This window comes from Guyparkeria sp. SB14A, assembly GCF_005096345.1.
In the GTDB taxonomy this organism is placed as follows: Bacteria; Pseudomonadota; Gammaproteobacteria; order Halothiobacillales; family Halothiobacillaceae; genus Guyparkeria; species Guyparkeria hydrothermalis.
The window spans coordinates 37,001-61,768 of the sequence record NZ_SWAW01000014.1 but is presented as its reverse complement, the minus strand read 5'-3'; the positions used below and the strand labels follow the sequence as shown (position 1 = coordinate 61,768).

The window sequence follows — 24,768 nt, the reverse complement described above, 5'->3', positions numbered from 1 at the left end:
GATGCCGGGGCATACCTGATGGGCTACTACGACTCGGTCCGGCCGCATCAATATCTCGACGGGGACACTCCGGCAATGGCTGAAGAAAAACTCAACTCACTGTCCAAGATCGCTTGACCACTACAAGTCTTTTCTTGGACAAGCAAGAAAAGACCCTCGCACGCCGCGCACGGCTCTTGATCCAAGTCGCACCACGCAACTGGCGTGCGAAATCTCCTCCTGCGCCTCACTATTACATGGTCGCCGAGTCTTAAGCTCCCTGATAAATGGCCTTGCAACAGGCTTTCGCCCTTGATGGGGCATAAAACTCTCTGCCGTTACCTCCCGTAACCGCACTGTTACACTCCGGCAAGTTCAGGATGTTAGCCGGAGGAAATGATGTCCTCGCCCAACCCGACCCACGCCAGTAATTCGGCGGATCACCGCGTCACGCCTGCCCAGGCCGTCAACCTGAGCGGGCTTTTTTTCGAGCGCGTCGAGCGCACGCCGGAGGCGATCGCGTATCGCCAGTACGATCCCGGCTGCCAGGACTGGATCGACACCACCTGGGGCGACATGGCCTACGAAGTGGGTCGTATCCAGGCAGCGATGAAGCGTGACGGTCTCGAGGCCGGTGATCGCATCGCGATGATGCTGAAGAATGCCCGCGAGTGGGTGCTGTTCGATCAGGCCGCCCTGGGCCTCGGGCTGGTGACCGTGCCGCTGTACACGGACGACCGGCCGCAGAACGTGGCGAAGATCATCAAGGAGACCGAGGCCAAGCTCCTCGTGGTCGATGGTAGGCGCCAGTGGCGCGGGCTGGAGGCCGTCTCCGACGGGTTCGAGACGCTCAAGCACATCATCACGCTGGCGCCCGTCGACGTGGAAGATGGCGCCAAGGACAAGCACCTGGAGTCCTTCGCCGACTGGACCTTCGGCGCGCGCGGCGAGCCGGTGCGCCTGGAGGCCGATGGCCAGACGCTCGCCTCGATCGTCTACACCTCCGGCACGGCCGGGCGGGCCAAGGGCGTGATGCTCACGCACAGCAACATGCTGGAGAACGCGTTTGCCTGCTCGAAGGTCGCCCCGATCACCGGCGACGACCTGTTCCTCTCCTTCCTGCCGCTGTCGCACACCCTCGAGCGCACCGGCGGCTACTACCTGCCCATGATCTGCGGCTCGACCGTCGCCTTCGCCCGCTCGGCGCAGCAGCTGGGCGAGGATCTGGGCATCATCAAGCCGACCCTGCTGATCTCTGTGCCGCGTGTCTACGAGCGCGTCTACGACCGCATCGGCTCGGCCCTCAAGAAGAAGGGCAAGGTCGCCCAGGGCTTGTTCGAGCGTACCGTGTCCGTGGGCACGGCCCGCTTCGAGCGCGCGCAGGGTCGCGGCGGCAGTGCCGTGAAGGCCGCCTTCTGGCCGCTGTTCGACCGTCTCGTGGCCCACAAGCTACGCGAACGGCTCGGCGGACGGCTGCGCTATGCCATCTGCGGCGGGGCGCCGCTGTCTCCCGAACTGGCGACGGTGTTCACCGGCATCGGCGTGCCGGTGCTGCAGGGCTACGGCCTGACCGAGGCCAGCCCCGTGGTCTCCGTCAACCGCCCCGAGGACAACCGGCCCGAAACCATCGGCACGGTGCTCGAGGGCGTCGAGGTGCGTCTCGGCGAGCATGACGAGCTCCTGGTCAAGAGCGCCGGCGTGATGCAGGGCTACTGGAAGAACGACGAGGCCACCGCGGCGGCCATCGACGAGAACGGCTGGCTGCACACCGGCGACCAGGCGGCGATCGACGAGGACGGCCACGCCCGCATCACCGGGCGGATCAAGGACATTATCGTCATGGCCAACGGCGAGAAGGTGCCGCCGGCGGCGATGGAGTCGGCCATCGGTCTCGACCCGCTGGTCGACCAGGTGCTGGTGCTGGGTGAAGGTCAGCACCAGCTCGCCGCGCTGGTGGTGGTCGAGCCCGAGGCCTTTGCCGCGCTGATGCGTGAGTTCGACATGGACCCCGAGGACCCGGAGACACTCGCCGACCGCTTCGTCGAGCGCTTGGTGTTGAAGCGCGTCAATGCGCGCCTCGAGGACTTCCCGGGGTATGCCCAGATCCGCCGCGTGAAGATCCTGACCGAGCCGTGGACGATCGAGGACGGGCTGATGACGCCCACGCAGAAGCTCAAGCGGCCGCTGATCGAGAAGGAACACGCCGAGGACATCGCCGAGCTTTTCGCCGGACGCTAGCGCCATTGTAGGAGCGGCTTTAGCCGCAATTGCTTCGCGACAACCGTGGTTGCAAGTTCAGCCTATCGCGCCTGAAGGCGCTCCTACGGGGCGTTCGCAAGAGACGACCTGTCGTCACGCAAATCAAACAGAAAAACCAAAGGAACGAGAGAGGAGTCCCACCGTGAACCGTATCCACAAGACGACGCTCGCGACCGCCGTATCGCTGTCGATGGCCGCGCTGGGCGGCCAGGCGCAGGCCGCCGGCTTTGCGCTGATGGAAAAGAACGCCACCGACCTCGGCCAGGCCTACGCCAACCTCGCCACCGGGAATGGCCAGGCCAGCGGCATGATCGGCAACCCGGCGGCGATGACGCAGATCGACGGGACCGCGGTGTCCGGTGGCATCAACTACATCCGCCCCTCGTTCGAACTTCAGGCCGGGGCGAACTCGCAGAGCGCCTTTGGCCCGACCGTTGGCGGCCTGGGAGGCGACGCGGGCGAGTCCGCGGCGATCCCCAACGCCTCGATCGTCCACCAACTCAACGAGCGTACCCGCGTGGGCGTGGCGCTGACCGTGCCGTTCGGGCTTGCCACCGAGTACGACGAGGAGTGGCTGGGTCGATACCACGGTATTGAGAGCCGGGTGGAGGTCATCGAGCTCAATCCCGCGCTCAGTTTCGATGTTACGCCCGACCTGTCGGTTGCCGCCGGGCTGGTCGCCCAATACTCGGAGGCCAAGCTCACGTCGGCCACGCCGCCCAACCCTGTTCTGGGTACCCCTGAGGGCACGGCGGAGATCGAGGGCGACGACTGGGCCCTGGGTTTCAACCTCGGCGTGTTGTGGCAAGCCACCGATCAGACTCGCGTGGGCGTCAGCTACCGTTCCGGCGTCGATCATGGGCTTGAGGGAGACATCGAGTATTCGGCCACACCGATGATCGATGGCGACGTGAGTGCAGGTCTGGACCTGCCGGCGTCGATCGCCGCCACCGTCACGCACGAGTTCACCGAATCCGTTCGCGGCTCGCTTGGTTTGTTGTGGACCGGTTGGTCCAGCTTCGACGAACTGCGGGTGCGACAGACCGAGACCGGGCTGGACGATATCGTGACTCGCGAGAACTGGGATGACACGCTGCGCGTGTCGATGGGCGGCGAATGGGAATTTGCCCCGCGCTGGACCCTGCGTGCCGGGGCGGCCTATGATCCGACGCCCGTGCCGAGCGCCGAATTCCGGACGGCTCGTCTGCCCGATGCGGATCGCATCTGGGGGTCCATTGGCCTGGGGTACGCGCTCAACGAGCACTGGTCGGTGGATCTGGGCTATACCCACATCTGGCTCAATGACAGCACGATCGATAACGTGACTTCCGCCCCCCTTTCGGACCGGCTCCAGGGCGAGTACGAAGGCAAGGTCGACATCTTGGGCCTGCAGGTCAACGCCCGGTTCTAAGCCCGCTGGAGGCGCGATTCCCGAGCGATACGCTCGGGGGACGCCTGCCTGATTCGGCGCTATGATCTACGCTGGTGCTGGCCGGAATTCCCGGCAGGCTTTCCATTCCGAAACAGAGGTGACCGATGCAGGTAGACCATCACGATCTCGCCCATGAATTCCCGGAGTTCAAGGAGCGCATTCACGAGCTCAAGACCAGCGACAACCATTTCCACAAGCAGTTCGAGCGTTACAACGAGCTGACCAAGGAAATCGAGCGGTTGGAGAAGCAGGACGAGCCGGTCACCGACGAGCACATGGAAGAGCTCAAGAAGCAGCGCCTCGCGCTCAAGGACGAGCTCTACGCCATGCTCAAGGGCTGAGCGGTCCACCCAATGGCACATGACGAGGGCCCGCCTGGTTCAGGCGGGCCCTTTTCTTTGCTCATGAGAAAAGCGATGAACGTGCTCCGTGCCGGGACGGCCTATTTCCTGTGGGTGTTTGCCGTGGGGTTTTTCCTCGGCGTGCTGCGGGAGTTATGGCTGAGCCCGTGGCTGGGTGCCCGCGTCGCGGAGCTGGTGGAAATGCCGGTGATGCTGGCGGTGATCGTGCTGGCCGCCCGCTGGACGGTACGACGCTTTGTACTGGCTACCGGCCCTGCGCGGCTCGGTGCCGGTCTGCTGGCCGTGGCCTGGCTGCTGCTGGCGGAGATCGCGCTGGTCCTCGGTCTGCGCGGGCTGACGCTGGCGGAATCTGTCGCCGGGCGGGACCCGCTGGCGGGGTCGGCCTACGTGCTCAGTCTGCTGATCATGGCGGTCATGCCGTGGTTGGTCAGCCGGGCAGGGCGGTTGTAACCACGGTAGGAGCGGCTTTAGCCGCGAACGGCTGAGCGTTTACCTTGGGTTATCGCGGCTAAGGCCGCTCCTACGAGAGTTTCTGCCCGTCATTCGCCGACAACGCGGAGAGCGGTACCGGGCGAATGCCGGGAGCTGCCTGCTACGGACTTGGCGGGACGATCAGCGCGCCGGAGGCATCGACCACCGCCGGGCGGCTCTGCTTCTCGGCTCGTTCGAAGTCGATCTTGCCCTTGACCAGCCAGTCGATGGCGAGCGGGTAGAGCCGATGCTCGACACCGTGGATGCGCTGCTTGAGTGACTCGACGTCGTCGTTGTCGAGGATCTCGAGACGGCCCTGCACGATCGGCGGGCCGGCATCGACGGTCGGGGTGACGAAGTGCACGGTCGCGCCATGCTTGAGGTCGCCGGCCTCGAGAGCCCGGGCGTGGGTGTTCATGCCCGGGTACTTCGGCAACAGCGACGGGTGGATGTTGATCAGGCGTCCCTGGAACCGGTCGACGAAGCCGTCGGTGAGGATGCGCATGAAGCCGGCCATGATGATCCAGTCCGGACGCGCCTCGTCGATCACCGCGGCCAGTTCGGCATCGAAGGCCTCGCGGTCGGGGTAGGTCGTGTGATCGATCAGGCGACTGGGGATGCCGTGCGTTCGGGCGCGCTCGAGCGCGTAGGCGCCGGGGCGGTTGACCACCAGCAGCACGACCTCGGCATCCAGTCGGCCACTCTCGCAGGCATCGATGATCGCCTGGAAGTTCGAGCCGTTGCCGGAGGCCAGGACGACCAGCCGGGCCTTCTCTCCCGCCGCCATCAGCGGTAGATGACGGGTTCGCCGTTACCCCGCTCGACGATCTCGCCGATCACCCAGGCGTTCTCGCCGGCTGCCTGCATGGCCGACACGGCCTTCTCGGCCTGGTCGGCGGCGACGATGACCACCATGCCCACGCCGTTGTTGAAGGTCCGGCGCATCTCGGCGATCTCGACGTTGCCCTGTTTGGCCAGCCAGTCGAACACGGTCGGGCGTTCCCAGCTCGACCAGTCGATCACCGCGGCCAGTTCGTCGGGGAAGACGCGCGGCAGGTTCTCGGTCAGCCCGCCACCGGTGATGTGGCTCATCGCGTGGATGTCGACCTGCTCGGCGAGAGCGGCGACCGCACGCGCGTAGATGCGAGTCGGCGCGAGCAGTTGTTCGAGCAGGGTCTTGCCCTCGGCGCTGTTCCAGTCTGGCCGGGCGCGCTCGATGATCTTGCGGATCAGCGAATAGCCATTGGCGTGCGGGCCGGAGGCGGGCAGGGCGATCAGCGTGTCGCCGGCGGCGACCTTGCTGCCGTCGATGAGCTGGTCCTTTTCCACCGCGCCGACGGCAAAGCCGGCCAGGTCGTAGTCGCCGTGCTCGTACATCGACGGCATCTCGGCGGTCTCGCCGCCGATCAGCGCACAGCCGGCCTGCGAGCAGCCCTCGGCGATGCCCTCGACCACCTGCGCGGCCACGTCGACGTCGAGCTTGCCGGTGGCGTAGTAGTCGAGGAAGAACAGCGGCTCGGCGCCGGTGACCAGGATGTCGTTGACGCACATGGCGACGAGATCGATGCCGATCTGGTCGTGCTTGTTCAGATCAATCGCCAGGCGCAGCTTCGTGCCCACGCCGTCGGTGCCCGAAACCAGCACCGGCTGCTTGAACTTGGCAGTATCCAGGGCGAACAGACCGCCGAAGCCGCCCAGGCCGCCCATGACCTCGGGGCGCTGGGTGCGCTTGACCGCCGGCTTGATGCGATCGACCAGGCTGTTGCCGGCATCGATGTCGACGCCCGCGTCGCGGTAGGTCAGGGGGGTGTTTTCCGGGGACTTGTCCTGGGTCATGGCGGTAGGCTGAACGCTTGGATTGAGATGGCGCGTAGTCTACATCAATCTCGGCATCCGGCGCCCCCTTCGGCGGGTCTCGCCAGGGCGCGAATCGCATTGAATGGAGCGGCAATGAAAACCATCTACCGGGCAGCGGACATCCTCGAGGCGCACATCGTCGCCGGCATGCTGAATGCCGAGGGCATCGAGGCCGAGGTGGCCGGGTTCTACCAGCAGGGGGCGGTCGGCCAACTCGCCCCGCAGGACTTCGCGCGGGTGATGCTGATCGACGAGCGCGACGCCGATCGCGCCGAGCGGGTGATCGCGCAATACGAGGAGCGCGAACCACTCCCGCCCGGTGAACGTGGCCAGGCGGAGGCCGAGGACGCCGAGGAGGTGGCCGAATCCTCCCGGCTGGCCTGGTGGCTGGTAGCAGCCGCCTTGTTGCTGCTGGTGTTCAGCTGGGCGATCACGTGAGGCGAAAGCGAATGGACGAACGAATGAGAACCGTTTTTATATTAACGGGTTAGCGTCTTCTAACGTGTTTCCCTCCTTGGAAAAAGCGCGCTACAGTCGGGTTGCTGTCAACTCATCCAAGGGAGAGGAACCATGACGGATAAGCACACACCGAACACCGAGCTGCCGGCAGATCGATCGCGCCGGCGCTTTGTCGGCGGGGCGCTCGCCTCGGCCGTGATCCCGCTGATGGCGATCGCCCCGGCCCGGGCGCAGGAGCTCGAGCAGTTGTCCGAGGACGACCCGATGGCTCAGTCGCTGGACTACAAGCACGAGGCCAGCGAGGTCGAGCACGGCTCGTACAAGAGCGGCCAGACCTGCGCCAACTGCGCGCTCTACAAGGCCGATGCGGCGGGCGAAGGCTGGGGCGGTTGCTCCATCTTCCGTGGCAAGGCGGTCAAGGGCACCGGCTGGTGCAGCTCCTACGTGAAGGGGTGAGTCCGACGGACCAGGTCATCGGATCTGGCCGCGCAACGAGAAAACGGCCCGGGACTCCCGGGCCGTTTTTCGTGTGCATGACGGGCCTGTTCGATCCTGAGGCACCGGTCACGATGCGGTTCGTAGGAGCGGCTTCAGCCGCGAAACCACGCAAATTGCCGCCCGAGCCTTTCGCGCCTGAAGGCGCTCCTACGGTTCGTCACGGCCGCCCCGGCGGCCTTATTTCCCCTGGCCCCAGGAGTCGCGCAAGGTCACGGCCCGGTTGAAGACGGGGCGCTGGTCGGGTGCGTGCTCCTTCTGGTCGGCGACGAAGTAGCCGTGCCGCTCGAACTGGTAGATCGACTCGGGTTCGGCATTCGCCGCACCGGCCTCGATATAGGCGGTCAGCGTGTGGATCGAGTCGGGGTTGATGTCATCGAGGAAATCGCGTTCGACGTCCGGCTCGTCACCCTCGCGGCGCGCGCCCGGGGCGGGCACGTTGAACAGGCGGTCGTACTGGCGGATCTCGGTCTCCACCGCGTCGCGTGCCGACAGCCAGTGGATGTTGCCCTTGACCTTGCGCGAGTCGGCCCCCGGCGTGCCGGACTTGGTGTCCGGGTCGTATTCGGCGTAGACGCAGGTGACGTTGCCGTCCTCGTCCACGTCATGGCCGACGTGCTTGATGATGAAGCCGTAGCGCAGCCGGACCTCGCCGTCGGGCTTGAGGCGGAAGTACTTCTTGGGCGGGTCGAGGGCGAAGTCGCCGCGCTCGATCCACAGCTCGCGGGTCAGTTTCACCTCCCGTTTGCCCCAGTCCGGCTTTTGCGGATGGTTGGGCGCGTAGCAGGTCTCCTCGTGTTCCTCGGGGAAGTTGACCAGCACGAGCTTGAGCGGATCGAGCACGCCGATGCGGCGCTCGGCCGACTCGTTGAGCGTCTCGCGCATGCAGTCCTCGAGCACGCCGAAGTCGATCAGGCTGTCGGACTTGGAGACGCCGATGCGGTCGGTGAACAGCTTGAAGCCGGCCGGGGTGAAGCCGCGACGGCGCGCGCCCTTGAGCGTCGGCATGCGCGGGTCGTCCCAGCCATCGACATGGCCGCCCTCGACCAGCTGGATCAATTTCCGCTTGGACAGCGGCATGTAGGTGAGGTTGAGGCGCGAGAACTCGATCTGCTGCGGCAGCGGGCGCTCGAAGAAGCCGAGATCGGCGAGCTTGTCGATGAACCAGTCGTACAGCGGGCGATGGTCCTCGAACTCGAGCGTGCACAGCGAGTGGGTGACCCCCTCGATGGCATCCGACACGCAGTGGGCGTAGTCGTACATCGGGTAGATCGGCCAGTCGTCGCCGGTGCGGTGGTGATGCGCGTGGCGGATGCGGTAGATGGCCGGGTCGCGCATGTTCAGGTTCGGCGAGGCCATGTCGATCTTGGCCCGCAGGATATGCTCGCCGTCCGGGAACTCGCCGGCGCGCATGCGGGTGAACAGATCCAGGTTCTCGTCGATCGAGCGCTCGCGGTACGGGCTGTTCGTGCCCGGTTCGGTGAGCGTGCCGCGATTGGCGCGCATCTCGTCGGCCGACTGGGAATCGACGTAGGCCAGCCCCGCCTTCACCAAGGCAACCGCGCCCTGGTAGAGGGTCTCGAAGTAATCCGAGGCGAAGTGCTCGTGGGCCGGGTCACGAAAGCCCAGCCAGTCGATGTCCTCGCGGATCGCGTCGACGTACGCCTGTTCTTCCTTGACCGGGTTGGTGTCATCGAAGCGCAGGTGGCAGATGCCGTCGTAGTCCCGCGCCAGGCCGAAGTTCAGAAAGATGCTCTTGGCGTGCCCGAAGTGCAGGTAGCCATTGGGTTCCGGCGGGAAGCGCGTGGTCACCTTGCCGCCGTAGGTGCCCTTGTCCTGATCGGCGTCGATGCGGTTGCGGATGAAGTGGCTGATCGGCTCGTTGGATTCGGACATGCTTGCTCGATGGGCCTCGGCTGGATGGGCGGTGCGTAGATCGGGCCCGCCACGTGTGAGCGGGGGCATCGATCGCGTGTGAAGCGGGCATTGTACGAAAAATCGGGCCGCGCGCCGTGCTCCCGCCCGGATCGGGACACAACGGCCGACGTCAGCCCGCCCAGCGGTCGATCGTGGCCTGGCGCCGGCGCTTGCCCTTGGTCGGGGCGCCTTCCTTGACGGTGCCGATGTTGATCAGGCCGATCAGGCGCTCGTCCTCGGCCAGCCCCAGGGCGGCCATGACGTGCTCGTCGTAGACCCGCAGGCCGGTCAGCCACACCGCGCCGAAACCCGATGCCCGAGCGGCGAGCAGCACGTGGTGGGCGGCGATGCCCGCGGAAAGCAGTTGCTCGACCTCGGGGATCTTGGCGTGTCCCGCCTCTTCCCGAGCGATCGCGGCGATGATCATCGGCGCACGTTGGGCGCGCAGGCGTTCGCGATCAAGCAACTCGTCGCTCGCCTCCGGGTCCTTCCGGCGCATCGCCTCGACGAACACCTCGCCGAGTCGATCGAGGGCCGGGCCGTCGATCACCAGGAAGCGCCACGGGTGCAGGCCGCCGTGATCCGGGGCGCTTTCCGCCGCCTGCAGGATGCGCTGGAGCGTGTCGTCGTCCGGTGCCGGCTCGGTCAGGCAAGTCGCCGGCGTGGAGTGGCGATGGATCAGGGCGTCGACCAGGTCACGGTGTTCGGTCATGTCTGCAGGGTCTCGATATAAGGTTGGGCGGTTTTCGTTCATAATGGCGGGCTTGCGACCAACCGGTTTGGTCATCGAACGAGTCGCCCATGTTGAATGATTCGGCACGGCGCTTGGTCCGACGGGGGCGTTTTCTTGGCGCGAGCTCGGTTTTCGTCGATAATCACGCCCCATTTCAACCTGCTAGAGGATTTATGGCAAAAGAAGATTACATCGAGATGCAGGGCGTGGTGATCGACACCCTGCCGAACACCATGTTCCGGGTCGAGCTGGAAAACGGCCACGTGGTGACCGCCCACATCTCCGGGCGCATGCGCAAGAACTACATCCGCATCCTGACCGGCGACAAGGTCACGGTGCAGCTGACCCCCTACGACCTGACCAAGGGGCGCATCTCCTTCCGCTCCCGCTGATCCCGCGGTAGGTCCGCCCGAGCCGACCGCCACCGATCCCGACGGCCCATCTCCGGGAAACGCTGCACGAATGGCATACCGCTCTGCGTGCCTTGAGCCGGGCAGATGCAAGGCGCTCGTCCGCCGCGGAAGAGTCATTCTCTTTCCAAGGACGACAACGCAGCAGATGCCCGGCTCAAGGCGCGCCCTGCGGGGCCTGTCGAGCCGCCCGTGCTCGGCGTTGCGATGTCTTGACGTGGCCGCCGGCACGCCGGCGACATCGCGCCTTGATCACGAACGGCTCGACAGGCCAGAGTGGCATGCCATTCGTGCAGCGTTTCCCGGTGGCCACGCCTTGCGTGAGCCGGGCGAGCGCGTTTGTGTGCTCGAAAAATAGCCCACCAAGAGAAACGGCGCCCACAAGGGGCGCCGTTCGTCTTTGATCGGTCTATTTACTGACCTCAGGCCGTGGAGGATTCCTCGGCCACGGACTCCGCGGCTGGCGTGGCGATCAGGGCGGGCTCGTCCTCGTCCATGGTGAAGCGCGCCTTGCCGCCGTCGGCGAGATCGCCGAACAGCATCTGCTCGGCGAGCGGGCGCTTGAGCTTGTCCTGGATCAGGCGGGCCATCGGCCGGGCGCCCAGCACCACGTCGTAGCCATGCTCGCCCAGCCAGTGACGCACCTCGTCGTCGACCTGCAGGGTGACGTGGTTTGCCTCGAGCTGCTGCTCGAGCTCCAGCAACAGCTTGTCGACCACGTTGGCGATCTGCCGGGTGCCGAGCGACCGGAACTGGATGATCGCGTCCAGGCGGTTGCGGAACTCGGGGGTAAAGCCGCGCTTGATCGCCTCCATGCCCGACGAGCCGATGTCCTGGGCGACGAAGCCCATGCTGTTCTTCGCCATCTCCTCGGCCCCCATGTTGGAGGTCATGATCAGGATCACGTGGCGGAAGTCGATGCTGCGCCCGTTGGTATCGGTCAGCGAGCCGTTGTCCATCACCTGAAGGAGCACGTTGAACACGTCCGGGTGCGCCTTCTCGATCTCGTCGAGCAGCAGCACGCAGTGCGGGTTCTTGTGCACCTTCTCGGTCAACAGGCCGCCCTCGTCGAAGCCGACGTAGCCCGGCGGGGCGCCGATCAGCCGCGAGACGCTGTGGCGCTCCATGTACTCGGACATGTCGAAGCGCACCAGCTCGATGCCGAGCAGACGCGCGAGCTGCTTGGAGACCTCGGTCTTGCCCACGCCGGTCGGGCCGGCGAACAGGTACGAGCCGATCGGCTTGTTGTCCGGGCGCAGGCCCGAGCGTGCCAGGCGAATCGCGGTGGTGATCTGCGCGATCGCCTCGTCCTGGCCGAAGACCACCATCTTGAGGTTGCGGTCGAGGTTCCTGAGCACCTCGCGATCCGAGGTGGAGACGCTGCGCTCGGGGATGCGTGCCATCCGCGCGACCACGCGCTCGATGTCGCTGGCGGTGATGCGGTTGTCCTCGGGGCGCGGGTGGAGCAGGCGGTACTGCGCGCCCACCTCGTCGATCACGTCGATCGCCTTGTCCGGCAGGTGGCGGTCGTTGATGTGGCGCGTGGAGAGCTTGACCGCCGCCTCGATCGCCTCGTCGGTGTAGACGACGTGGTGGTGCTTCTCGTAGCCCTCGCGCAGGCCGCGGATGATGTCGATCGTCTCCTCCTCGGAGGGTTCGGGGACGTCGATCTTCTGGAAGCGGCGGGTCAGGGCGGCATCCTTCTCGAAGATGCTGCGGTATTCCTGGTGCGTGGTCGAACCGATGCAGCGCAGCTCGCCCGAGGCGAGTGCCGGCTTGATCAGGTTCGAGGCATCCATCGAGCCGCCGGAGGCCGAGCCCGCGCCGATCAGGGTGTGGATCTCGTCGATGAACAGGATCGCGTCGGGCACAGAGCGGACCTTCTTCAAGACGATCTTCAGGCGCTTCTCAAAGTCGCCGCGGTACTTGGTCCCGGCGACCAGCGCGCCCAGGTCGAGCGCGTAGATGGTCGCCTCGGAGAGTGCCTCGGGCACCTCGCCGTCGATGATCTTGCGCGCCAGGCCCTCGGCGATGGCGGTCTTGCCGACGCCGGCCTCGCCGACCAGCAGCGGGTTGTTCTTTCGGCGACGCGAAAGGACCTGCTGGACGCGTTCAAGCTCGGCGGTGCGGCCGATCAGCGGGTCGATCTTGCCCTCGGCCGCCTGCTTGTTGAGGTTGATCGCGAAGTTCTCGAAGGCGTTCTCGTCGGCCGGCTGCTCCTCGGCGGCCTCGACGTCGGCCTGGTTGATCTCCGGCTCCTCGTCGTCGACGCCCTCGTCGTCGGCCTCGGGGCCGTGCGAGATGAAGTTGATCACGTCGAGGCGGGTAACGCCGGCCTTGTGCAGCAGGTGCACGGCATGGGCGTCCTGCTCGCCGAAGATCGCGGCGAGCACGTGCGCGCCGGAGACCTCGCTGCGCTGGGCGGCCTGCACCTGCATCACCGCACGCTGGAGGACGCGCTGAAAGCCCAGCGTGGGCTGGGTCTCGCGCGGGTCGTTCTCCGGGATGCGCGGGGTGGTGCGGCGGATGTGCGCCTCGAGGTCCATGGCGAGCTGGGAGATGTTGGCGTTGCAGCCCTCCAGCACCATGCGCGCGTCGGGGTCCTCGAGCAGCGTGTGCAGCAGGCTCTCGAGGGTGACGAATTCGTAGTTCTGGCGCCGGGCGCGATCGAACACGCGGCTCAGGGTGGTTTCGAGGGATTTGCTCAGCACCGATCCTCTCCTCCGGGGTATCTGCGATGGCCCGTTTCCGGTTCGGTGTCGAACCGTGGGCCTGTGTCCCGATGATACGCCGGATTACGGCGTTGCCAACGGGGCGAGGAATTTTCAGTCTTTCGACTTATTCGGCGCGTTCCATCACGCACATCAGCGGGTATTCGTGTTCCCGCGCGATCTGGTTGACCTGGCTCACGCGTGTCTCGGCGATTTCGCGGGTGAACTCGCCGCAGACGCCACGGCCGTTGTGGTGCACCTCCAGCATCACGGCATTGGCCTGGTCGAAGGTCATGCCGAACAGCTGCATCAGGATCTGCACCACGAAATCCATGGGGGTGAAGTCGTCGTTCAACAAGAGCACCCGGTACATGGGCGGCTCGTCGCTGACCGCCTGCTCGGAGACTTCCTCGGTCTCGAGCGGGCGGTGGGTGGTCTGCGGACCGGCGCTGATGCCGGCGGTGAACGGTAGGCGTGTCTGGCTGGTGTCAGTCATCTGCACAGTCTAACCCGAGCCAACCGTCGCGTGACCGGGTCCTCAGGGCAGCATCATGGGTCGTGCCGGCTCGTTCCTGACGCCGGTGAGGGCCGAGCCGAACTCCTGGGCCGTCGCACCGAGCAGCTTCTCCAGGCGATTGCTGCGCGGGGTGAGATCGATCTGGTGCTCGACGCCGATGCGCTCGCGGATCACGCCGCGCACGCTGTCGATGCCGTCGATCAGCCCCTTCTCCACGGCGGTCTCGCCGGTGTAGAACAGCCCGGAGAAGATCGCCTCGTCGTCATCGAGGCGGTCGCCGCGGCCGGTCTTGACCGCCGCGATGAACTGTTCGTGGATTTCATCCAGTACGCCCTTGAGATACTCGGTCTCCGCCGGGTCGCTGGGGCTGAACGGGTCGCCGAGGGCCTTGTTCTCGCCGGCGGTGAGCAGGCGACGCTCGATGCCGAGCTTCTCCATGGCGTCGACGAAGCCGAAGCTGTCCATGCGCACGCCGATCGAGCCGACGATCGAGGAGGGGTTGGCGTAGATCTCGTCGGCCGCCGCGGCGATGAAGTAGCCGCCCGAGGCCGCCATGTCTTCGGCCACGGCGTAGACCGGCTTGTCCGGGTACTGCGCCTTGAGATCGCGGATGGCATTGAAGATGGCGCTGGACTGGACCGGGCTGCCACCGGGTGTGTTCAGGCGCAGCACGATGCCCTTGACGTTGTCGTCCTTGAACGCCTTCTCCAGCTGCGGGATCACGCGGCGCGCCTCGGTGGTCTCGCCCGCGGCGATCAGGCCGCTGATATCGATTACCGCCGCGGCGGGCTTGCCCACGCCCGGCGCGCTGCGATCGCCGGCCGTGAACAGCAGGGTGATGATGGTCAGCGACCAGATCACCAGCGCCACCGAGACGAAACGGAAGAACACCTTCCAGCGCCGGGCCCGACGCTGCTCGACCAGCCCGTGGCGGGCCATGTCGAGCAGGGCGTCACGTGCCCAGTCCGGCGAGGCCTCGGCCTTCTCGCGCCGGGGGCGTGACGACTCGCCGGAGGGGTCGCCCGGATGGTAGTCCGGGCCACCGGGCGGTTCGATGCGCACGTCGTCTGGCGGGGTGTTCTGGCTCATGGCGGTCTTGCCTGCGTTGTCGTCCGGGGTGATTTTCCAGGGTGATTGGCCGGCGGGGGATCGTCCGGTCGGCGCATTCGATGACCGAGTCAGACGGCCGGGCGGGTCCCGGGTTCCCCTGCCTGATCCGCGATGCCGGGTGGTGCGGGCCGTTGGTCCGGCTCGTGCAGCTGCGCCAGACGCTCGATCAGCCAGTCCGGCCGCGCGGCGGCAAGGCGTTCGATCGGGTGGGCGCCATGGGTGATGCCGATCGCGTGCGTGCCCGCGTTGCGGGCCATCAGCAGGTCGAAGTCGGTGTCACCCACCATCCAGGTCTCGACCGGGCGGCTGCCGGTGTACTCGAGGATGCCCTCGAGCATCTCCGGGTGGGGTTTCGACCGCGTCTCCTCGGCGGTCAGCGTGTGGTGAAAGTAGTTCGCCGCCCCCGTCTGCGCAAGGGCGCGGTCCAGCCCGCGGCGCGACTTGCCGGTCGCCACGGCGAGCAGGCAACCGGATTCGGCCAGGCCCTTGAGCAGCGCCTCGGCCTCCGGGTAGAGCGCGACGGGCTCCTCGTTGGCGAAGTAGCAGTGGTGATAGGCCTGCGCAAGCGCCTCCCGGAAGGCGTCCTCGGCCTCGGGGAACAGTTCGGCGATGGCGTTGGCCAGGGACAGGCCGATGATGCCGCGGATCGAGTCGTCCGGCAGGGGCGGGTGGTCCACCGAGCCCAGCGCCTCCTGGAAGGCGGTGACGATCCGGCCGGTCGAATCGGCCAGCGTGCCGTCCCAGTCGAACACGACCAGGCGGGGCGGGGTGGCCAGGTGGTCCGGGCGGCTCAGGAGTGTGCGGATGTCGGTCATGGGAGCGGTTATCGGGTCGGGTCGGCGATTTTCAAGGTTTCACGGCCAGGCCGGCCTGCTCGAGTAGCGGCTGCCAGCTATCCGGCGGCATGCTGGTGATCGTCAGTCGTCCGCCGTGGTCCGGGTGGGCCAGGGTCAGGCGGTAGGCGTGCAACATCAGCCCGGGCCGCCGGCGGGACAGGGGGCGATCGAGACCGCGATCGCCGTACTTACTGTCGCCGACGATCGGGTGGCCCACGTGACGGCAGTGCACCCGGATCTGGTGGGTGCGCCCGGTGTGCAGGGTGGCCTTCATCAGGCTGAGAGCCGGGCCACGATGGCTGGTGCCGAGGCGTTCGAAATCGGTGCGGGCACTCTTGCCGCGCTGGGTGTCCACGACCACCCGATGGGCCCGCCCCTCGCCCTGGTCCTTGCGCAGCGGGGCATTCACGGTCTGGTGCGCGTCGCGCCAGTGGCCGTGGCACAGGGCCAGATAGTGTTTCTTCGCCGCGCCCTCGGGGCGGAACTGTTCCTGCAGGGCAAGCAGGGCCTCGCGGGACTTGGCCACCACGATCAGGCCGCTGGTCTCGCGGTCGATCCGGTGGGCCAGCTCGAGCATGGCCTCGCTCGGACGCGCGGCGCGCAGCAGCTCGATCAGGCCGAAGTCGTAGCCGCTGCCGGCGTGGGCGGCCAGCCCCGCGGGCTTGTCGACCACCAGCAGGGCCTCGTCCTCGTGTCGGATGAGCGTCTCGATGCGTTCGATCCAGCCGGCGGGAATGCTGGCCGTCGGGCGGGCCGTGTCCGGGTCGCCGCGCAGGTCGCGCACCGGCGGGATGCGCACGATGTCGCCGCTGCGCAGTCGCTGCATCGGCTTGGCGCGCTTCTTGTTCACCCGCACCTGGCCCTTGCGGATCAGGCGATAGACCAGGGCGCGCGGCTGCTTGTCGTGCTGGGCGCCCAGCTCGCGCAACAGGAAGTTGTCGAGCCGTTGGCCATCGCTGCGTGCGTCGACCGTTTCCAGGCGGACCCGGGGACGATCGACAGCGGGTCGATCGGCTGCCTGCTGGGTGGTCTGTCGGTGGTGTTCGGGACGGTTCTCGGCAGTCATCTGGCTGGCTTGCGTGCGGCGGTGAACCGGGGCACCGGTGGGGCGCGGCCGGGGCCTGCGGGCGACGGGTAAATCGCGGCGGTGGGCCGGCGGGGATGTGATAGTATCAGTGGACTGTGGCGAAAGTCAGGTGGAGCGGCAGGTGCCGACCACCCACGGCAGTCAGCGAGCGCTCGGGTTCTTCAAGCCGGCGCCCCGCGCCAGACCATCCCGCTTGCCTTTGACGCGGCCTTGCCAGCACCCCTGGCGGGTCTCGACGGGCACGACAAGCCTCGGGCTGCCGCCCGCTCACAGTTGTCAAGAACGATCAACGGTTATCACGTCCTGTACTCAATGTGCCTTTTCCGGTTTCTCTCCCTGCCGTTCTCCGTCCTGGTTCGCCTCGTGGCAGCCGGGCGGCAGACGTCGTGGTCGCTTGCGGCCCGGCGACTGGCGGGGTGGCCGGCAATCGCGCGTCGGGACGTTCCCCTGAAGTCAAGTCACCTGTCGCGAGCGGCCTGTTGCCAGCCGCGACTCGTGCAGAAACGTCGAGATTTTTTCCATGAAACGAATGCTGATCAACGCAACGCACTCCGAGGAGATCCGCGTTGCGCTAGTAGACGGGCAACGCCTCTATGACATCGACATAGAGACCCCGTCCCGGGAGCAAAAGAAGGCCAACATCTACAAGGCCACCATCACGCGCATCGAGCCCAGCCTCGAGGCCGTGTTCGTCAACTACGGCGCCAATCGCCACGGTTTCCTGCCCTTCAAGGAGATCTCGCCCGAGTACTTCGACCCCAAGGCGGTCGACGACAAGGGGCGTCCGATCATCAAGGACGCGCTCAAGGAAGGTCAGGAACTGATCGTCCAGGTCGAGAAGGAAGAGCGTGGCAACAAGGGCGCGGCCCTGACCACGCTGGTCAGCCTGGCCGGGCGCTACCTGGTGGTCATGCCCAACAACCCCAAGGCCGGTGGCGTCTCGCGCCGCATCGAAGGCGATGACCGCGCCGAGATCAAGGCCGCGCTGGCCCAGCTGAACGTACCGGCGGGCATGGGCCTGATCGTGCGCACTGCCGGGGTGGGGCGTGACGTCGAGGAACTCCAGTGGGACCTCGACTACCTCGTCCAGGTCTGGAGCGCGATCCACGAGGCGGCCGAGGGCCGTCCGGCCCCCTTCCTGATCTACCAGGAAAGCAACCTGATCATCCGGGCGCTGCGCGACTACATGCGCAACGACATCGGCGAAATCCTGATCGACGAGCCGACCATCTACCAGCAGGCGATGGACTTCGTCCAGATGGTCACGCCAAAGGTCGCCGAGAAGATCAAGCTCTACGACGACCCGACCCCGCTGTTCTCCCGCTACCAGATCGAGTCCCAGATCGAGTCCGCCTACCAGCGCAACGTGACGTTGCCCTCGGGCGGTGAACTGGTGTTCGACGTCGCCGAGGCCATGACCGCGGTCGACATCAACTCCGGGCGCAACACCAAGGGCCAGGACATCGAGGACACCGCCTTCAACACCAACCTGGAGGCGGCCGAGGAAATCGCGCGGCAACTGCGCCTGCGGGATCTGGGCGGGCTGATCGTGATCGATTTCATCGACATGGGCTCCTCCAAGCACCAGCGCGAGGTGGAAAACCGCCTGCGCGATTCGTTGAAGTACGACCGCGCCCGGGTACAGACCAGCCGCATCTCGCGCTTCGGCCTGTTGGAGATGTCGCGCCAGCGCCTGCGCGCCTCGCTGGAGGAATCCAGCCAGCACATGTGCCCGCGCTGCAACGGCCAGGGCGTGATCCGTTCGGTCGAGTCGCTGTCGCTCGCCATCCTGCGTCTGCTGGTCGACGAGGCGATGAAGGACAATACCGGCCGCGTGATCGCCCAGGTGCCGATCGATGTCGCCACCTATCTGCTGAACGAGAAACGTGACCAGATCAACGAGATCGAGCAGGCCAACAACGTCGACCTGCTCCTGATCCCGAACATCAATCTCGAGACGCCGCACTACGAGATCGAGCGGGTGCGCGCCGATGACAGCGAGGCCCGCTCGCGCGACGTGCAGCAGCTGATCGAGCCGCTGACCGTCGAGACCCCGTCGCCGGAGCCGCGTCATCGCCAGGCCGAGAAGGCCGCGGTGCAGACCATCCCGCGCCCGGCCCAGCCGGCCCCGGAAAAGGCCGCCGAGCCGGCCCCGGCGCCGGCGGCGACCAAGGCAAAGGCCGTCGAGGCGCCAGCAGCACCGCAGCGTCCGACCGCCAATGGCGCGGTTTCCCTGTTGCGTCGCGTGGTGGGTCAGCTCTTCGGTGCCCGCGCCGACGAGGACGAGGGCGCCGAGACCGCATCGCGCCGGGGCAAGCCGTCCGGCAAGGGCGACGAGAAGTCGGCGGATCGTTCCGGCCGCAAGGGCGGCGGTCGCCGTCAAGCGGCCGGTGACGGTGGCGAGAAGGCGAAGTCCGCCCGCGACGAGTCCCAGGACAAGGGGCAGGGCAAGGGCAAGTCCGGCAGCCGTCGTCGGCGTGGTCGTGGTCGCCGTGGCAACGGTGGCAACGCGGCCCAGCAGACTGGTGGCCAGAAGCTGGAGCAGCAGAAGAGCGAGCAGCCCTCTGATACCACCAAGGCCGACACCAAGGGCAAGGCCGAGTCCTCCGCTGGCAAGCCCTCCGGCGATACCTCCGGCAAGGGTGGCCAAGGCGGCCCGGGCAACAAGGGTCGCGGTCGTGGTGACCGCGGTCCCAAGAGCGAGCCGCGCACGCCGCCCCCGCTGGGCGAGCGCGAGCGCCAGATGGTCGAGCAGCAGCTGGCCGCGCCGATCAGCGAAGGCAAGAGCCTGCCGCTCGACGTCGCCAAGAAGAAAGGCGTGGCCGAGGAACTGCCGCCGAACGCCGCCGTCCGGCTCGAAAGCAGTGATCGCCTGGTCAAGGCAAGCGATACCAAGACCAGCAAGGCCGCAGCCCCCGAGTCCGTTACGCCGGCGGCCGCGCCGACCGAGGCCAGTGCCGAGGTGACCGATTCGGGCAAGTCCGAGCAGGCGGCGAGCAAGGCGACGGAAACCGCGCCGACGCAAGGCCAGCCCGTCAAGGAAGACGCCGCGGAAACACCGCCGACGGTCGAGCCGGTCGCCGACGAGGCGAAGCCGGTAGCCGAGGAAAAGCCGTCGAACGTGTTCGAGACGGCGGCAAAGGCCGAGAAGCCGAAGGCGGCCGAGCCAGCTGACGCGGCACCCACTGCCGACTCGGCGGCGGAAAAGGCCGAGGCGTCGGCAGCAAAGGCACCGGAAGAGAAGGGCTCCAAGGAGCAGAGCGCGGAGCCGACCGCCGAGGCGAATGCAGCTGAGACGTCGGAAGCCGCGAGCTCCAATGAGTCCGCCGCCGAGTCAACCACCGACGAGGAAAAGCGCGAGCGCTGATCCCGTCGTGAATCGGCCGGAAACAAGAACGCCCCGCTGATCGTAGCGGGGCGTTTTCTTTTGTTCGTTCCGCTCCAGGGCGAAACGCCGTTGGCCGGGTCGAGGAGCGCGGCTGATCGTCGCGGGTTAGCCCAGGTGGCGCCGACGAATGTCTTCCAAGAGGTTGCCGGCGGCGGCCTCGACCATGTCGAGCACCTGCTCGAAACCATTGGTGCCACCGTAGTACGGGTCCGGCACCTCCTCTAGCCCGTAGTCGGGGGCGTAGCTCATGAACAGGTGCGGCTTGTCGCGCAGGGCCTCGTCGGCCAGCGATTGCAGGATCTCGAGATTGGCCAGGTCCATCGCGAGCACGTAGTCGTACTCGGCGATATCTTCCGGACGTACCTGACGCGCGACGAGGTGATCCATGCGGTACTGGCGTGTCATGGCCGCGCGCATGGCGCGTTCGTCAGGCGGATTGCCGACGTGATAGGCATGCGTGCCGGCCGAATCGATGCGGATGCGATCGGCCAGATCGGCCTGCTCGACAAGCCGCTCGAACACGGCGTGGGCGGTGGGCGAACGGCAGATGTTGCCCATGCAGACGAACAGGACGCTCGGGGTGTTGCTCGACGTCATGTGATACCTCGTCGCTTTCGAAGGGTGGGGCGGACAGGCGCGGGTGGCTGCCCGATCGTGTGGCGGTAATGTAACCAAAATCCCGATGGCGTGCGCGGCCCCGGCCCAATTCCGGGGCGATGCGATGTCGAGATGTCGGGGAATCAGGGGGTTGTGTCGATCCCGACAAAATCCGCGTGACAGGGTGTTGACAGCGTCCGTTCTGCCGGTACAATGCGCGCATTCCTCAGGCACGAGGGGCCATAGCTCAGCTGGGAGAGCGCCTGCATGGCATGCAGGAGGTCGGCGGTTCGATCCCGCCTGGCTCCACCAAACATCAGAAAACCCCGGGTTCGCACTGGCGACCCGGGATTTTTTCGTTGCATCGGATGTTCGGCTCCGGTGTCGGTGTTCTCAGGGGAAATTGATCGACTGGCTCGTCTGGCCGCTGGTGGGTACCTGCAGCGAGAAGTCGCGGCTGTGCTCCTGGTAGCGGGTCGTGACGTCGTAGCGGCCGGCGGGCAGGTCGATGAAGATCATCGGCCCGTCCGTCGTGGCCTCGAAGCGCGTCTGGCCATCGGGCGTGCGGATCGTCACGCCCACTGACGAGACGAACGCCCCGCGTTCCCCCTTGGAGAATTGCAGGGCCACCGGGTACGAGGCCCCGTGCTGTTGCAGCCAGGCCCGCTCCCCGGCGCCCAGGCCGCCGCTCAAATAGCGAATCCCCTGGGATTCACGGATCTCGACGGCGCTTTCCGCCATCTCGTCGGGGCTGGGCGGTTGGCGCTCCTCGTCGGTGATCGGCTCCCAGCCGGGCTTTTTCCACGGCTCGTCGTCCGCCGCCCACGCCGTCGGCGCAAGCAGTGGCAACGTCAGGACGAGGCCCAGGACCAGGCCCGTGGTCCGGGTCGGTTTGAAGGCGTGGGTTGTCATCAGCATGGTGGCACCTCCTGTTTGTCGATTCGACCGGTCAGCGGCGAGCGCGCCGGTGATCTACGTTAGTCCGATGATATCCCGTACAAGTTTCCTCGAGCCGGAGGGCTGGCATGCCGTCAACGATGGCGTGATGGGCGGGGTATCCGCCGGCTCGATGTCGTTTGAGACTGACATTGCGGTGTTCGCGGGTGAGCTGTCGCTCGAACACGGCGGCGGTTTTGCCTCCGTGCGTCGCGAGTTGCGTCCCGGCGTGCTGGCCGGCGCGACGGGGCTGTCGATGCGTGTGCGGGGCGATGGGCGGCGCTACCAGTGTCGTGTGGGAACCGACCAGACCGCGCCGGGCATTTCCTACGCGGCGAGTTTCGATACCGTGGCCGGCCAGTGGCTGGAGGTGAGTCTTGCCTGGCCGGCGTTCGAGGCGGTGTTTCGTGGGCGCGATGTGCCGGATGCGCCGCGCCTGAGCCCGGAGCGCATCGACCGGGTGGGGTTCCTGCTCGCCGACCGTCAGCCCGGGCCGTTTCGGCTCGAGATTGCCTCCATCACGGCCGATCGACACGTCGATGATTCCTGATCGGCGTGGGGGTCGCACCCGCGGCAACCCCGCGACAACCGTCTTCCACTCATGCCGATGACGCCTGTTGATCGCAAAGCGCCTGGGCAGCAACGACGCGTCCACCAGCGCGTCACCCTGGTGATCCAGTTGATCATGCTCGCCGAGCTGGGTTTTGCCCTCTGGGAAGGCCTGTGGTTGACGGCGGCAATGACGTTTCTCATCCTCCTACTGACGCTGGCGCCGGTGCTGATGTTCCGGCGCTTCGAGGTGTTTATCCCCTCGGAGTTCAAGCTGCTGGCGACCCTGTTCATCTTCGCCTCGCTCTTTCTCGGCGAGGTGCAGGGTTACTACACCCGCTTCTGGTGGTGGGACCTCGTGTTGCACACCGCCTCGGGGTTTCTCCTGGGTATCGTCGGTTTTCTGCTGGTCTACATCCTCAACGAGAAGAAGAGCCTGCGCTTTCACATGACGCCCGGGTTCGTGGCGCTGTTCGCCTACATGTTCGCGCTGGGGATCGGCGCGATGTGGGAGATCGTCGAGTTCACGATGGACCAGTGGTTCGGCACCGACATGCAGAAGGCGATGCTCGGCGACCCGTCGGGGCTGACCGACACCATGTGGGATCTGATCGTCGATGCCCTGGGGGCGGGGGCGATCGCGATACTCGGTTACGGCTACCTCAAGGTGGCGGCGGGGCGATCGTTTCTGGAGCAGTGGATCGCGGCATTCCTCGAGGCCAACCCGCGGCTGTTCAACCGGTAAGGAAACGCGGCACGGGGCTAGTCGTCCGGCGTGATCAGGGGCAGGTCACGCACGTTCCATTCGCGCAGCCCGGCGTCGTGTACCCGCATGTTGCGGTAGCCCAGGCTGTAGAACATCGCGTAGTCGATGGCCGCGCCCGTGCCGCCCAGGCAGGTGATCAGCATGGGGGTCGACGGGTCGATGCCGTGTTCGACGAAGAAGGGGGCCAGGTCGGTGCGTTCGGTGTAGATCGTCCCGTCGTCGGCGGTCCGGAGAAAATCCGCCCAAGGCTGGCTGATGGTGTCCGGGATGCGTCCGTGGCGCGGGTTGGCGGGGAACTTGTCCTCGCCACTGAAATGCCTGGCCGGTCGGCCGTCGATCACGGGGTAGTGCTCGCGGATGGCGTCGAGCTCCTCGGTCGAGATCTCCAGCGCGGGCAGGGGGCGGGCAACGAAATCCCCCGATTCCGCCGCACCGCCCTCGTCCGATACCGGGCCATCGGCCTGTTGCCAGCCGTGCCAGCCGCCATCCAGCATCCCGACGTTGGTATGACCCAGGTAGTGCAACAGCCAGAAGAGGTAATACGCACCCAGGACCTCGTCGAGGTCGTTGCCCTTGTAGTAGATCACCACGCCATCGCCGTCGTTCACCCCCAGTTCACGGAAGCGCCCCTCAAGCGTGTCCACGGGGAGGCGGATCAGGGTGCCTTCGTCGTTCTGCTCGCGCCAGGCCGATTTGGTGGTGAAACGTGACCCCGGGATGTGCCCGTCGAAGGTATAGGAGGTTTCGTTGGACATCTCGATGATGGCCAGTTGGGGTGCATTGAGCCGGTCGGCCAGCCAGTCGGGCTCGACCAGAGGCGGGACGCCGATCGCCAACGCCACGCGCGCCGGCAGCATAATCGTCGCCAGCGCGGTCAGGATAACGAGAACGGGCTTCATAACGAGAACGGGCTTCATCGTCTTCTCCGGGGTGAAGGGGGTTGTCCCCGGGGCTTCGCTGGCGGCGATCCGGGGTCAGATGGGCTAAACGTTCGCCACGACGGGAAAGTCAGGCCCGCCGAAAGGACCGGCCGTGACACTCGGGGCAGCTGGGCAGCGGGCCGAAACGGTCGTGATGCAGGATTGTACCACAGTCGATGCATTCGAGGCGCTTGGGGCTCGTGACATGGCCGGCGACCCATTCGCGCGGTCGGGTCCGCTCGGCCTCGTTGCGGATCTGTTCCAGGGTCACGTCGGTGTGATCGGCGATCGACAGGAGCTTCGCGCCGATGTCACCGGCCCAGTCGCGCAGGGTCTCGCGGATGCTTTCGCCTTCATGCGCCAGATTCTCGCGGGTATGCTCGAGGTCGTCCTTCACCGCCTCGACGATCTCGTGGCGGAAATCCTCGGTGTCCAGTGCCGATGCCTCCTCCTCGGCCAGTTGGGCGATCCGGGCCCGGTCGGCCGGCTTGTGCCCGGGCTCGTCTAGCAGGCGGGCGTAGATCCGTTCGAGCAGCTGGTAGTAGCCGTGTCGCAGGGCTTCGTAGGTCTCGCTGTGCTCCTGGCGGGTATCGGTCATTCGCTTTGGTCTCCGTGTGCCTTCTGGGCTTGCCGGGTCCTGCCCGATGGCGTGCTCGCCGAGTGGTGCAGGGGGTGGTTCCTTTCGGTATTCTAGTGCGCTGGGGAAGGTCTGCACGAATCCGATACCGCTGAAGCGTGCCTTGAGGCGCGAGATGCAAGGCGTTCGTCCGCCGGCGACATGGCGTCCTGATCACGCACCACTCGCCAAGCCCTCAGTGGCAACGGATTCGTGCAGACCTTCCCCGGTCAGCCCCCGGTGGCGCTGTCGTGGAGAGCCCGACGCCGCGCCGGGGGCGTTGCCATTGAATGCACCGATTCCATCGTGGCCGAGGGTCGGCCTCGGACGCAACATGGCCCGACGATCGGTACGTCGCGAT

General features: G+C 66.4%; 23 protein-coding genes and 1 tRNA gene. 11 read left to right on the top strand and 13 right to left on the bottom strand.

Going from position 1 to position 24,768, the window contains the following annotated elements:
- Positions 1-378 precede the first annotated feature (378 nt).
- From FAZ79_RS07120 to FAZ79_RS07105, 4 genes are all read left to right on the top strand, one after another.
- On the top strand, positions 379-2,217 hold the full coding sequence (locus FAZ79_RS07120; protein WP_136867288.1) for a long-chain fatty acid--CoA ligase: 1,839 nt from the start codon (positions 379-381) through the stop codon (positions 2,215-2,217).
- Between the two features lie 163 nt (positions 2,218-2,380).
- The gene (locus FAZ79_RS07115; protein ID WP_136867287.1) at positions 2,381-3,649 is read left to right on the top strand and encodes an outer membrane protein transport protein; all 1,269 of its coding nucleotides are present in this window, start codon (positions 2,381-2,383) and stop codon (positions 3,647-3,649) included.
- Positions 3,650-3,774: 125 nt separating this feature from the next.
- On the top strand, positions 3,775-4,011 hold the full coding sequence (locus FAZ79_RS07110; RefSeq protein ID WP_136867286.1) for a DUF465 domain-containing protein: 237 nt from the start codon (positions 3,775-3,777) through the stop codon (positions 4,009-4,011).
- A gap of 75 nt (positions 4,012-4,086) precedes the next feature.
- Entirely contained in the window at positions 4,087-4,482 is a 396-nt protein-coding gene (locus FAZ79_RS07105) for a hypothetical protein (protein WP_136867285.1), read from the top strand.
- 142 nt (positions 4,483-4,624) lie between these two features.
- On the opposite strand, the gene purN is transcribed toward FAZ79_RS07105, so the two are convergent.
- Both purN and purM read right to left on the bottom strand, forming a co-directional pair.
- Positions 4,625-5,290, bottom strand: coding sequence for a phosphoribosylglycinamide formyltransferase (gene purN, locus FAZ79_RS07100; RefSeq protein WP_136867284.1), 666 nt, complete (start codon positions 5,288-5,290; stop codon positions 4,625-4,627).
- Positions 5,290-6,339: a phosphoribosylformylglycinamidine cyclo-ligase gene (purM, locus tag FAZ79_RS07095; RefSeq protein ID WP_136867283.1), complete on the bottom strand. Its 1,050-nt coding sequence runs from the start codon at positions 6,337-6,339 to the stop codon at positions 5,290-5,292. The genes purN and purM overlap by 1 nt, the downstream gene beginning before the upstream one ends.
- A 114-nt stretch (positions 6,340-6,453) precedes the next feature.
- On the opposite strand from purM, the gene FAZ79_RS07090 reads away from it, so the two are divergent.
- On the top strand, positions 6,454-6,798 hold the full coding sequence (locus FAZ79_RS07090; protein ID WP_136867282.1) for a DUF2007 domain-containing protein: 345 nt from the start codon (positions 6,454-6,456) through the stop codon (positions 6,796-6,798).
- A gap of 132 nt (positions 6,799-6,930) precedes the next feature.
- Positions 6,931-7,275: a high-potential iron-sulfur protein gene (locus FAZ79_RS07085; RefSeq protein ID WP_136867281.1), complete on the top strand. Its 345-nt coding sequence runs from the start codon at positions 6,931-6,933 to the stop codon at positions 7,273-7,275.
- Between the two features lie 219 nt (positions 7,276-7,494).
- Here the strand turns inward: FAZ79_RS07085 and FAZ79_RS07080 are convergent, their stop codons facing one another.
- Together FAZ79_RS07080 and FAZ79_RS07075 are read right to left on the bottom strand one after the other, a co-directional pair.
- The gene (locus FAZ79_RS07080) at positions 7,495-9,210 is read right to left on the bottom strand and encodes a glutamine--tRNA ligase/YqeY domain fusion protein (RefSeq protein WP_136867280.1); all 1,716 of its coding nucleotides are present in this window, start codon (positions 9,208-9,210) and stop codon (positions 7,495-7,497) included.
- A 151-nt stretch (positions 9,211-9,361) separates the two neighbouring features.
- A complete protein-coding gene (locus tag FAZ79_RS07075) occupies positions 9,362-9,943 on the bottom strand; it encodes a nitroreductase (RefSeq protein ID WP_169303632.1) in 582 nt (193 codons plus the stop codon).
- A 194-nt stretch (positions 9,944-10,137) separates the two neighbouring features.
- On the opposite strand from FAZ79_RS07075, the gene infA reads away from it, so the two are divergent.
- Entirely contained in the window at positions 10,138-10,356 is a 219-nt protein-coding gene (infA, locus tag FAZ79_RS07070; protein ID WP_058574334.1) for a translation initiation factor IF-1, read from the top strand.
- A 440-nt stretch (positions 10,357-10,796) separates the two neighbouring features.
- Here the strand turns inward: infA and clpA are convergent, their stop codons facing one another.
- The 5 genes from clpA to FAZ79_RS07045 all read right to left on the bottom strand — a co-directional run bounded on the left by clpA (position 10,797) and on the right by FAZ79_RS07045 (position 16,614).
- Complete coding sequence (gene clpA / locus FAZ79_RS07065) at positions 10,797-13,085, bottom strand: ATP-dependent Clp protease ATP-binding subunit ClpA (protein ID WP_136867278.1); 2,289 nt, start codon at positions 13,083-13,085, stop codon at positions 10,797-10,799.
- 127 nt (positions 13,086-13,212) lie between these two features.
- Positions 13,213-13,581 (bottom strand): ATP-dependent Clp protease adapter ClpS, encoded by a 369-nt coding sequence (gene clpS, locus FAZ79_RS07060; protein ID WP_136867277.1) that lies wholly within the window; start codon positions 13,579-13,581, stop codon positions 13,213-13,215.
- Positions 13,582-13,623: 42 nt separating this feature from the next.
- The gene (locus FAZ79_RS07055) at positions 13,624-14,691 is read right to left on the bottom strand and encodes a S49 family peptidase (protein WP_136867276.1); all 1,068 of its coding nucleotides are present in this window, start codon (positions 14,689-14,691) and stop codon (positions 13,624-13,626) included.
- A gap of 89 nt (positions 14,692-14,780) precedes the next feature.
- Positions 14,781-15,527, bottom strand: a complete 747-nt coding sequence (locus tag FAZ79_RS07050; RefSeq protein WP_136867275.1) for an HAD-IA family hydrolase — start codon at positions 15,525-15,527, stop codon at positions 14,781-14,783.
- 31 nt (positions 15,528-15,558) lie between these two features.
- On the bottom strand, positions 15,559-16,614 hold the full coding sequence (locus FAZ79_RS07045) for an RluA family pseudouridine synthase (RefSeq protein ID WP_136867274.1): 1,056 nt from the start codon (positions 16,612-16,614) through the stop codon (positions 15,559-15,561).
- A gap of 541 nt (positions 16,615-17,155) precedes the next feature.
- On the opposite strand from FAZ79_RS07045, the gene rne reads away from it, so the two are divergent.
- A complete protein-coding gene (gene rne, locus FAZ79_RS07040; RefSeq protein WP_136867273.1) occupies positions 17,156-20,002 on the top strand; it encodes a ribonuclease E in 2,847 nt (948 codons plus the stop codon).
- A gap of 126 nt (positions 20,003-20,128) precedes the next feature.
- Here rne and FAZ79_RS07035 read toward each other — a convergent pair whose 3' ends face one another.
- Positions 20,129-20,620 carry a low molecular weight protein-tyrosine-phosphatase gene (locus FAZ79_RS07035; protein ID WP_136867272.1) on the bottom strand — a complete coding sequence of 164 codons (492 nt, stop codon included), beginning with the start codon at positions 20,618-20,620 and terminating at the stop codon, positions 20,129-20,131.
- A gap of 236 nt (positions 20,621-20,856) precedes the next feature.
- Here FAZ79_RS07035 and FAZ79_RS07030 point away from each other — a divergent pair.
- Positions 20,857-20,932, top strand: a tRNA-Ala gene (locus FAZ79_RS07030).
- Between the two features lie 81 nt (positions 20,933-21,013).
- On the opposite strand, the gene FAZ79_RS07025 is transcribed toward FAZ79_RS07030, so the two are convergent.
- The gene (locus FAZ79_RS07025) at positions 21,014-21,538 is read right to left on the bottom strand and encodes a hypothetical protein (RefSeq protein ID WP_136867271.1); all 525 of its coding nucleotides are present in this window, start codon (positions 21,536-21,538) and stop codon (positions 21,014-21,016) included.
- Between the two features lie 67 nt (positions 21,539-21,605).
- On the opposite strand from FAZ79_RS07025, the gene FAZ79_RS07020 reads away from it, so the two are divergent.
- Complete coding sequence (locus FAZ79_RS07020; protein WP_136867270.1) at positions 21,606-22,106, top strand: CIA30 family protein; 501 nt, start codon at positions 21,606-21,608, stop codon at positions 22,104-22,106.
- A gap of 51 nt (positions 22,107-22,157) precedes the next feature.
- Positions 22,158-22,850: a hypothetical protein gene (locus FAZ79_RS07015; RefSeq protein ID WP_211238813.1), complete on the top strand. Its 693-nt coding sequence runs from the start codon at positions 22,158-22,160 to the stop codon at positions 22,848-22,850.
- Between the two features lie 17 nt (positions 22,851-22,867).
- On the opposite strand, the gene FAZ79_RS07010 is transcribed toward FAZ79_RS07015, so the two are convergent.
- Both FAZ79_RS07010 and FAZ79_RS07005 read right to left on the bottom strand, forming a co-directional pair.
- Entirely contained in the window at positions 22,868-23,788 is a 921-nt protein-coding gene (locus FAZ79_RS07010) for a rhodanese-like domain-containing protein (protein ID WP_136867268.1), read from the bottom strand.
- Positions 23,789-23,879: 91 nt separating this feature from the next.
- Positions 23,880-24,389 (bottom strand): hypothetical protein, encoded by a 510-nt coding sequence (locus tag FAZ79_RS07005; protein WP_136867267.1) that lies wholly within the window; start codon positions 24,387-24,389, stop codon positions 23,880-23,882.
- Positions 24,390-24,768 lie beyond the last annotated feature (379 nt).